Source organism: Photobacterium sp. R1 (assembly GCF_054600795.1).
The window spans coordinates 1-360 of record NZ_BAAHZP010000229.1 but is presented as its reverse complement, the minus strand read 5'-3'; the positions used below and the strand labels follow the sequence as shown (position 1 = coordinate 360).

Annotated in this window: 1 protein-coding gene; it reads left to right on the top strand. The window is 48.9% G+C overall.

Translation table 11 applies throughout. From position 1 onward, the window contains the following. The coding region (locus tag ACYP03_RS24795; protein ID WP_459782497.1) for a GNVR domain-containing protein at positions 1-279 on the top strand (279 nt) is incomplete at its 5' end. Positions 280-360 lie beyond the last annotated feature (81 nt).

Sequence of the window (360 nt, the reverse complement as noted above, 5' to 3'; positions counted from 1 at the left end):
GCACTGGCGGCCAAGGTGAGTGCCCTGGAATCAGTCAAGAACCTGAGTGTGGTTGAACCCCGCATTCAGCAAGTAGAAGCGCGTCTTTCCCTGCTGCAGGGCACTGAATTGAATAAAGATATCCAGTTTAAAACCTACCGTTTCCTTGAAAACGTAGAAAAACCGGTGACTAAAGACAAACCTAAGCGCTCACTGATTGTGGTGATCGCCACGCTGCTGGGCGGCATGCTGGGTGTGGCTTTTGTCCTGATCCGCTCTGCGTTCAGAAATCACGATTAATAGCCAAAACAAGCAAGTATCAGAGATGGGATAAACCAAAACTGCCAGTTCGGATAACTGACTGGCCAGTTGGTATCTGTT